The following is a 9,610-nucleotide window of genomic DNA, read 5'->3' on the forward strand; positions in this document are numbered from 1 at the left end:
ACCACCCCCATCAAACCCAAACTCCTTAACCCTTATCACATTGCCCCTGTCATCATAGTCATATTCTATCCCAGTTTGTTTGCCAGCAAACACAGAATCGGTACTAATGCTTTTAATCAGATAAAAGGCAGGACTGTCTTTGTCATTACTGATGTAGGTGGTGTTAGTGGTATGAGTAGGACTGCCTGCAATATGGTCTTGCACCATTGTCTTGACCACCCGTCCAAAGTCATCATAGATATAGCGTTCACTGCTTAGGATATTGGCTTCGTTGGCAATGTTAGCATCATTGCCAACGAAGTTTGTGGGGTTAGGGGGGTTGGTACTTGCTTGGACAAGTGTGTGCTTGGCAATCACCCGCCCTTCTTTATTATACTCATAGCGTACATTGGACTGATTACAAGTCATACAGCCAACGCCAATGGCAGACAATAGGCGTATGCCTGTTTTATCATAGGTGTAACGATATTGTGTGGTTTGCCCTAGGCTATTGGTTAAGGTGTTAGTGTAGGTATCGCCAAGCGTGGAGTAAGTTGCCTTATCATCATAGCTGACACTGATTTTGTGGGTATCACCCTTGCCAGTAGACAAAATGGCTCTGTCATAAGCATCGTATGCAAAACGACTGATGAGTTGTTTTTTAAGACCATCATTACTGCTGTCTTTGTCGTTGTCTTGAATATAGAGATACTTGGCAGTTAGATTGTGTTTGTCGTTAGGGTCGCCATACTCATAGCCCAATCTACCGCCTTGATGGGTAACCACTTCTATAAGATTACCAATTTTATCTAAGCGATATTGCCAAACTTGTTTATCTATCTTTGTTCCTTCTTTACTCACATTGATATAAGATAAGCCATCATCGTTGGTTTGATACTCAAAACGAAGCACTTGACCTAAGTTATTAGATACCCTAGCAAGTTTACCATCGGTATTGTAGTGTAGTTGCCAATAGAGGGTTTGGGTATTCTTGTTAGAAGCAAGTTTTTGTACACGGCTTAATTGACCGTATTGATACCTGCCTACGGTATTGACCTTATCAACTTGTCTGTGTGGGGCAAATTCCATCACACGCCCATCAGGCAGGTGCCATTGCCATATCATCTCATCACCTAATGCGTTGGTGTGATGACTGATGGGTTTGACCTCCACATAACCCAAAGATATGTCATCAGGGACAAAGCGTTCACTAAGTAGTCCTGTGCTATCATCTTTTATCTGCTGTTTATTAAAGTGATACAAACCACCATCTGCTGTCAAAATCTGAACATTATCCCCCAAATCTTGTAATTGCAACTCATAATCAGACCGCCAACCGATACCAAAGATACCACGCTGAGTGGATTGTGAATTATAATAACGAGTCAAGCGTAAAGCAAAGGCATCGCCCACCTCATCAATGTCTAAGAGTTGCTCAAACTTATTGCCTGTCAAAAGATTGATGGGATTGCCCCCAAAAGCGGTGGGAGAGGGGTTATTGGAACGAACAGAAGTGGCAGATGGAGCAGGGCAAAGATTGGTGCCACTACTACCTTTTGAATTGTGCTTAACAGTACCGATACACCGTAAGCCTTGATTTGGTTTGGTAAGACTGACAATACCGCCATTGGCAAGAGCAGGAATGCCAAAACCAACACCCAAAGCAATAAGAATGCTTGTGGTAAGCAAGGTGGGTTTGGTGCAAGAAGTGGGGGGTGTGGTCATAGATAAACTCGACAATAGCAACAAAATACGACATTGTGTTTTTTGTGTAGTATTTTGATGTGTTTTTATTGGAGTTTTGCCCTTACAACTTTCTCATTGTATCTAATGAAGGGAAGAATGTCAAGAGAAAGATTGCAGTAAAATAGTCGTTATAAATTGTATATTTTTTACCTTTTATCTTAAAAAAACATACCTTTTATCTAAATATTGAAAAATTTTACAAAAAATCACTTGAAATATATTTGCCAAATTTAATACTACCTTTTTCTTGTGCCTGTTTTATCATCCACATCAAACTTGCGTTAGACAGGTCGCCATCTTTATACCCACCCCCAATATCAGAATGAGCACCTAAAAAACCTTTTTCTAGACGGTATTTGTCATTGATGGTTTTATCATTTTTACTGTTAGCCTCCGTTTGACTGATATAGATAGACCGTCTGGCAAATTCAGCACGGTTTTCATTGGTGGCAACGGCGTGGACGATGGTTTGAAAGTCGCTATTTGAGACATCTAAATTCATTCCAAAAGCTCTGATGTTTTGCATATCGTTATCCTGATTTACTACCAAACACTATCACTCAACACCAATGTCCGCTCAATGTTTTGACTAACCTTACCATTACTATCTATGTATAAAGTAACGGTTACTCTGCTTTTGGCTTTTTGGTCATCAGCTACCTTGTCATAACGAGTATCCCATATTGGCATAGAAGTTCCCTTGTCCAACAACTGCTTAGGATAAATGGTATAAGTACGCCAAGCAGATGGGGGAAGCTTGTCTGCCTGTAATTTAATATAATTATCTAATCCCATTGACCAAGCTCTATCTTTTTCCCAAGGAATGATGGCGTAATTGATGGTTAGGGTATTTGGTGGATTGCTACCAAAACCATCCCCATTATAGCTGTTAGCCCATAAATCGTATGGATTGTTTGCTTTGTTGGTTTTTATGATGACGGCCTGTTGATAAAAATCCGCTTGGCGTTTTGCTACATATAACTCGGTTTTTACTCCAAAGACTGCTGATGAAAATAAGCAACCAGTCAGTATTACACCAAATAAGGAGATGGCTAATAGTTTATTCATTATTTGTCTCCTTCAACATAGTTTATTCATTATTTGTCTCCTTCAACATAGTTTTGCAAAGGAGTTCCAGAGCATAGTTTTTCTTCACTGAGATTGCTTGGGATAAAATCCTTGTTTCTTTCTGTTTTTAAAGCCAATCCGTAATTACAATTTACCCAAGTAATATAGTCGTGCAAGGCAATGATTTCACCCTTCCCATTCGCCATCAACACCGCATCCTTAACCAAATTGCCAACATAAGGCACACGCTCTTTTTTTAAAAAAGCCTTTTTGTTTATTTTTTGCGATGATTTCAGTGGCATTTTGTAGCTTGTCTAATTTTTTATTATTTGGATTTTCAAAGGCTTTGGTGTCATTCCAGTTTAATTCTAAATGTTTAAAGTTATTAAATATCTTGGTTTTGTCATAGTCTTTTGAGCTGTCAGTTGCCCATCTAAACTCACCGCCTAGACTAAAAGGAAGGGTAAATGAACTGTCGTGAACAATGGGGTTGTTGATTTGTTTGTATTGGCTATAATCTTTAAACTTGATGTTGCCTTTTTCTTGTGCCTGTTTTATCATCCACATCAAGGCAACATTAGACAAATCCCCACTCTCATACCCACCCCCAATATCCGAGTGAGCACCTAAAAAACCTTTTTCTAGACGGTATTTGTCATTGATGGTTTTATCATTTTTACTGTTAGCCTCCGTTTGACTGATATAGATAGACCGTCTGGCAAATTCAGCACGGTTTTCATTGGTGGCAACGGCGTGGACGATGGTTTGAAAGTCGCTATTTGAGACATCTAAATTCATTCCAAAAGCTCTGATGTTTTGCATATCGTTATCCTGATTTGAGCCAAAGGCAGGGACGGTGTCGTATAGTCCCATAAAGTTGAATTTGAAGTTAATGCCAAAGAGATTTTTTTTGGTGTTTCCAATAATTGAGAATATCTATTGTGTGTTCCATTTTGTTGTCTATAACAACTGTATGAAATTTTAATTCTACATATCTGTCGTTTCTCTCTGTAAATTTTGATGAAGTAATATCAAAATTTTTCTCTTTGTTTCCGATGGGATTCTTGTCTTTTATGGAATTTTCAATAATTTCTTTGGTGTTTATGGTGTAGGTCTCCCAAGCATCTTGTGGAATTGTATTATAAAGGCTGTCAACATAGTCGTCCATTTTTGTACAAGTTTTCATTGTTTCATCATCAAGATATGCTGGGTCACAAAAAATTGTATTTCGCTTTCTTGGGATTGTTGTATATCTAAATGTTAAGTTTGGTATGTTGTTCCATTTTTTAATATTAAACAAGCAGGTTCCATAGTGAAAAAATCTATCATTATTTTTTATCCTATCATCTGGATTATACCCAATGGCTAGATAATAAAGACCACAATAGGATTTCATTGGTTCCAACAATTCATAAATAATAATTTGATCTCTTGTATCATCATTTAGACTGTGTGGAGAGTTGAATGTAATTGTACTAATCTCTGATTTTGGACTGGCACAGGCTGTTAATGATGTGAATAGATAAAACACTGTCATAATTTTTATAAATTTCATCTCTTATTCCTTATTGAATTTGAACAGAAAGACCATCAAGACTATAACCCTTATTTTTAAGCCAATTAATATAATCTTGAATAAGAATGTATCTTTAATTGTTGCCAATTGCACCCTTGCCATATAAAATACTAGGCTGACCCTCTCCATCAATACCTTTAAACGCCCTAATCTCATCAACTTCTGGGCAGTCATTGAAGATGTGCCCACAAGCCCATCTTCTCATATACTCATCACTAAGACGGTGTATATATCATTAAATCGGGTTGCCCCTTTGGTTGATAAGATTGACTATGTTCCCAATTAAATTTTAGGTGTGGAATGCTAGTAAATTACTCTATACTACCATTTTCAGCCCCTGCCCAGCGAAATTGACGACTTGGACCAAAAATAATAGTTCCAGCAGCTCTCTCCACTCCAATACTATCGTGAACGATAGGGTTGGAAATTCTTTTGTTATTGGTATTTAATTTAATCTCAGTTTTAGTGCTTTGGCTTTTATATAGCTTATTAGCCTCATTTGCCATCCATACCAAAGTAACATCAGATAAGTCGCCATCTTTATACCCACCCCCGATATCAGAATGAGCACCTAAAAAGCCTTTTTCTAGGCGGTATTTGCCATCGATGGTTTTATCATTTTTACTGTTAGCGTCCGTTTGACTGGTATAGATAGACCGTCTGGCAAATTCAGCACGGTTTTCATTAGTGGCAACAGCGTGGACGATGGTTTTGAATTCACTTCCTGAAATGTCTAAATCCATTTCAAAAGCTCTGATGTTTTGCATATCGTTATCCTGATTTACTACCAAACACTATCACTCAACACCAATGTCCGCTCAATGTTTTGACTAACCTTACCATTACTATCTATGTATAAAGTAACGGTTACTCTGCTTTTGGCTTTTTGGTCATCAGCTACCTTGTCATAACGAGTATCCCATATTGGCATAGAAGTTCCCTTGTCCAACAACTGCTTGGGGTAAATGGTATGCGTACGCCAAGCAGATGGGGGTAGGGATTGGGCGTAGTTGTTTCTTAGTCTATCTTTTTCTGCAATTAAACTGTTATAATAAATATCGGGATTGATATTTATTGTGGCATATTTAAGGTTTAACTCTTTTGGTAATGAGTTGGCATTTATACTATCACTTTTAATACCCCAAGTAATATATTTGGTGTTTTGTTTAAAAATTCTTTTAAGTTCAGGCGTGTTTTCAAAAATCACAACGCCTTGATAATTTTCTGGCAAGTTGCTACCAAGTCCAAGTATCATTTCTGTCTTTGTACCAACCATTTCCGCAATAACGCATCCACATACTGACAATGATGCAAGTAGAGCGATAAGATTTTTTAAAATGAGATTATATGTCATAACTGTCTCCTATTTCTTAACTTGCTTATGAAGCGGTATGCCTGAACATAGTTGCTTATCACTTAAAGCTGTTTCGCTGCTTTTGATTTCTTTATTGGTATATTTTAAATCTATCCCATAATGACATTTTAACCAATACAAATAGTCATTGATGGCAATGATTTTATTTTCATCATTAGCCGCCATCAACACCGCATCCTTAACCAAATTGCCAACATAAGGCACACGCTCTTTTTCAAAAAAGCCTTTTTGTTTATTTTTTGCGATGATTTCAGTGGCATTTTGTAGCTTGTCTAATTTTTTATTATTTGGATTTTCAAAGGCTTTGGTGTCATTCCAGTTTAATTCTAAATGTTTAAAGTTATTAAATATCTTGGTTTTGTCATAGTCTTTTGAGCTGTCAGTTGCCCATCTAAACTCACCGCCTAGACTAAAAGGGAGGGTAAATGAACTATCGTGAACAATGGGGTTGTTGATTTGTTTGTATTGGCTATAATCTTTAAACTTGATGTTGCCTTTTTCTTGTGCCTGTTTTATCATCCACATCAAGGCAACATTAGACAAATCCCCACTCTCATACCCACCCCCAATATCCGAGTGAGCACCTAAAAAACCTTTTTCTAGACGGTATTTGTCATTGATGGTTTTATCATTTTTACTGTTAGCCTCCGTTTGACTGATATAGATAGACCGTCTGGCAAATTCAGCACGGTTTTCATTGGTGGCAACGGCGTGGACGATGGTTTGAAAGTCGCTATTTGAGACATCTAAATTCATTCCAAAAGCTCTGATGTTTTGCATATCGTTATCCTGATTTGAGCCAAAGGCAGGGACGGTGTCGTATAGTCCCATAAAGTTGAATTTGAAGTTAATACCACAATTGGCTAAAAAGTTTTTGGTGTACAGCCAATCACGACTAACACGCTCTTTTGGGTTGCCTTTTAGGTTATAATCATAGGCATGCCAATTGTTTCTGCCTGTCTTGGATTTCATAATGCTTTGAACTTTATTGGCAAACATACGAGCAGAAGCTGCTCCACGACTAAACCCAACAATGTCTAGGTTGATGTTAATTTTCCCTTTTTCTTTGATTTGCTGTTTGCCTTTTTCGCTATGGCGGTATTCGTATACTTTTTCTAGGTAGCTATGTAAATAACCCACCATTGCATCTACACGATGAACAATGGAAAAGCCAGTGATACCATCAGACAAAGGAATGCCTTTACTGCCTGTATGCTGGTCTGTTGTACTTGCCCCTGTCATATAGAATACATTGTTATTTTGCATCTCTGCATTAAATGGCTTAATTTGGGGCTGTAAGTTGATATTGGGCTTGCCGAGCCATTTGCTATCAACGGTGGCGTATTTCCAGGTAGTATTTGGAAAATTTGGTTCGTATGGATCTCTTTTGTATAAATCTCTAAATATTTCAACATTGGTTGATGTATGTTTCGAGCCACCTATCCCCAAAAATCCTTTTTTGTCATAATCTTGGTTTTTAGTCCCATCAAACGCAAACAACAACAACCCCACAGGGTCATTATAATGAATTGGGCTGTTACCCACATAAGTATAAAGATTCTCTCCCCCTGCAAGCCCTAATGGGTCGGGGGTAATGTATCTGCCCGTGGTAGGGTCATAGTATCTGTGATGATTGTAGTATAGTCCTGTCTCTTTGTCTTCATATTGACCACTAAATCTTAGATTAAGCGTGTAGCCTGTTTTACTTTGTAGTTCTTGATTGACTATACCACCAAAGTCGGTTGGAGTTAATTGCCACACCAATTGATTGTTGTCATCTCGTACTTGTCTGGGTCTGCCTAGATGGTCGGTGATGACATAGTGGATTTTGGGGGTGTTTGCATAGACTGCTTGCTGATTGTTGGCTTGACCGTCTTTTGCTTGACTGCCAAACTTGGCTTTTAGCGTTTGCCACAGACTTTCTTGTTTAGTGTCATTATTTTTTTGACCGCCTTTGTCTTGCGTACCTTGCTCTTGGCGGTCATAATCCATCGTGGCAATCAGTTTATCACCCATATAGACATAATGGCGGATGATATTGCCCTTATCATCTAGTTCGTGTTGTAATAGGCTGTCTTCATAGATATAATGAGTGGTGGTAGGGATTGAGATGTACTCGTCCTTATCATTGACATAGCTGATTTTTTGGGTGCGTTGCCCAAGCTCGTTGTAGCGATAACTTGCCACAGGTTTGCCGTCCTTATACTTGACTTCGCTTAGTCTACCATTGTGATAGGTTAGGAAATATTTGCCATAAGTAATGGGCTTGCCTGCGCTGTCGTATTGGATGGAGGGCGATATGGGGTTGTTTTCTGTGCTTGTTGCACCTGTATTGGCGTGTGTGCTTTTGTTTGTGCCTGTGATTCTACCCTTGTCATCATAGCGATACTGGGTTAGAGTCATCATTCCCACACTGGACTTAGACTGACTGGCGACACGATTGCCAAGCTTATCATAAGCATAATAGGTGTCGTGCTTGGTGTGTGGACTGTTTTGTTTGCTTAGGAGTAGAGCATTGGTGTCGTCATACAGATAGTGATAAGTATGCGTGCCTTGTTTATCTTGCTCTGTGATAGCATCAATCAGTCCATTATTGCCCCTTTGCCAGTGCTGGCTAAATAGGGGGCTTGACGGCTCATTTTTGTGCTGACCGTGTGTTATTTTGTCTTTACTGCTCGCTTGGGCTGGTTGGTAGCTTAATCCCGCCCAATTACCCATTGTATCATAATACTGGCTTTGTATGATGTGTCTGCCAAGCACATAGCTTACTTGTCCAGTTTGGGTGTTGCTTGCTTGGCCATCTGTTTGTTTGGTCAGTAAAGCAGATTTTTGCTTACTATGTGGTGCTTGATAGCTGATGACATTGTTTTTGCTGGACAATACTGTACCATCAGGCAAAGTGATGCCAACCTTTTGTGCCTTGCCATCTTTGTCTTTTTGATAACTAAACTTGGTAATAAGAGGTGTATTAAGACCTGATAGTTGCACGGTTTTTTGAATGACATTGTTGTCATTATCATAGGTATAATGCACCGTTTGGGTGTTATCGTTCATACCAACAAGTCTGTCTTTGTCATCATATTGCCAAGTGGTAGAGAAGATGGGCTTATCTTGTGTGCTTGCATTGGTGTTGGCGTGATAGACTTCTTTTTTGATACGCAGACCCTTATTATTGTAATGATAAACAATCCGTCTGCCATCAGAGAGTAGTATTTGGATAAGGTTGCCTTGACTGTCATAGGCATACTGATGGGTGTCTACTTGTGGGTGAGTGATGGCAGAGATTCTACCAAAGTCATCAAGCTTATAAACAGCTTGACTGCCATCGCCCAGTGTTAGGCGTAGGGTGTTTTTGTCAAAAGCAGATAAAATGGGTGTTTGCCCAGTTTGGGTATTTTGTTTTAAGTCTGCCATTATCACAGCATCAAATAAAACACCTTGATTAACGCCAGCATTTAAGGTATTAAAGCCAAGGTCTTGTCCATTACCATCAAACACCTTGGCAATCTGACCAAACTCATCTCGCTCGTACGCTACTTGTCCTGCCAAACCGCCATTGATGTAGCGAGCCATACTGTTGGCTTGTCCTTTGTCATCATAAGTAAAGTCAAATCTTAATTCATCATCGTCTTGGGTGCGAATTAGTTTAACAATCAAGTCCTTTTCATTGTGATAAAAGGTGGTGGTAGTATTTTTTAAGGGTTCCTCAATTTTTTGTAGTACGCCTACTTTTAGCCAAGTGTATTTAGTGATTAAGACCTCTTTGTCAAGATTGCCTTGTCTGTACACTTTAATGGGTTGATTGTGGTCATCATAATCAATATTGGTAGTCCGCTCACTAAGCACACCACCCCCATCAAACCCAA

Annotated in this window: 9 protein-coding genes; all 9 read right to left on the reverse strand. The window is 38.9% G+C overall.

Annotated features, from left to right (window positions below):
- Window positions 1–1,704 (reverse strand): DUF6531 domain-containing protein (locus A7456_RS06945; protein ID WP_228141031.1); only part of this gene is annotated, 1,704 nt, incomplete at its 3' end.
- Between the two features lie 217 nt (window positions 1,705–1,921).
- Window positions 1,922–2,251 (reverse strand): phospholipase effector Tle1 domain-containing protein, encoded by a 330-nt coding sequence (locus tag A7456_RS06950; RefSeq protein ID WP_067009033.1) that lies wholly within the window; start codon window positions 2,249–2,251, stop codon window positions 1,922–1,924.
- Window positions 2,252–2,268: 17 nt separating this feature from the next.
- Window positions 2,269–2,793 (reverse strand): hypothetical protein, encoded by a 525-nt coding sequence (locus A7456_RS06955; protein ID WP_067009036.1) that lies wholly within the window; start codon window positions 2,791–2,793, stop codon window positions 2,269–2,271.
- A gap of 29 nt (window positions 2,794–2,822) precedes the next feature.
- Window positions 2,823–3,038, reverse strand: a complete 216-nt coding sequence (locus tag A7456_RS11185; protein WP_158512505.1) for a hypothetical protein — start codon at window positions 3,036–3,038, stop codon at window positions 2,823–2,825.
- The gene (locus A7456_RS06960) at window positions 3,013–3,666 is read right to left on the reverse strand and encodes a phospholipase effector Tle1 domain-containing protein (RefSeq protein ID WP_067009041.1); all 654 of its coding nucleotides are present in this window, start codon (window positions 3,664–3,666) and stop codon (window positions 3,013–3,015) included. Before A7456_RS06960 ends, A7456_RS11185 begins: the two co-directional genes overlap by 26 nt.
- Before the next feature lie 16 nt (window positions 3,667–3,682).
- Complete coding sequence (locus A7456_RS06965; RefSeq protein ID WP_067009043.1) at window positions 3,683–4,348, reverse strand: hypothetical protein; 666 nt, start codon at window positions 4,346–4,348, stop codon at window positions 3,683–3,685.
- A 332-nt stretch (window positions 4,349–4,680) separates the two neighbouring features.
- A complete protein-coding gene (locus A7456_RS06975) occupies window positions 4,681–5,136 on the reverse strand; it encodes a phospholipase effector Tle1 domain-containing protein (RefSeq protein WP_067009049.1) in 456 nt (151 codons plus the stop codon).
- A 17-nt stretch (window positions 5,137–5,153) separates the two neighbouring features.
- On the reverse strand, window positions 5,154–5,723 hold the full coding sequence (locus A7456_RS06980) for a hypothetical protein (RefSeq protein ID WP_067009050.1): 570 nt from the start codon (window positions 5,721–5,723) through the stop codon (window positions 5,154–5,156).
- A gap of 9 nt (window positions 5,724–5,732) precedes the next feature.
- Window positions 5,733–9,610 (reverse strand): phospholipase effector Tle1 domain-containing protein (locus A7456_RS06985; protein ID WP_211266069.1); only part of this gene is annotated, 3,878 nt, incomplete at its 5' end.

It is taken from the genome of Moraxella nonliquefaciens (assembly GCF_001679005.1).
Lineage (GTDB): Bacteria > Pseudomonadota > Gammaproteobacteria > Pseudomonadales > Moraxellaceae > Moraxella > Moraxella nonliquefaciens.

Bases quoted from the DNA above. Each gene is read 5' to 3' on its own strand.
- A7456_RS06960 (WP_067009041.1), bottom strand. From the start codon at position 3,666: ATGGGACTATACGACACCGTCCCTGCCTTTGGCTCAAATCAGGATAAC.
- A7456_RS06955 (WP_067009036.1), bottom strand. From the start codon at position 2,793: ATGAATAAACTATTAGCCATCTCCTTATTTGGTGTAATACTGACTGGT.
- A7456_RS06980 (WP_067009050.1), bottom strand. From the start codon at position 5,723: ATGACATATAATCTCATTTTAAAAAATCTTATCGCTCTACTTGCATCA.
- A7456_RS06950 (WP_067009033.1), bottom strand. From the start codon at position 2,251: ATGCAAAACATCAGAGCTTTTGGAATGAATTTAGATGTCTCAAATAGC.
- A7456_RS06975 (WP_067009049.1), bottom strand. From the start codon at position 5,136: ATGCAAAACATCAGAGCTTTTGAAATGGATTTAGACATTTCAGGAAGT.
- A7456_RS06965 (WP_067009043.1), bottom strand. From the start codon at position 4,348: ATGAAATTTATAAAAATTATGACAGTGTTTTATCTATTCACATCATTA.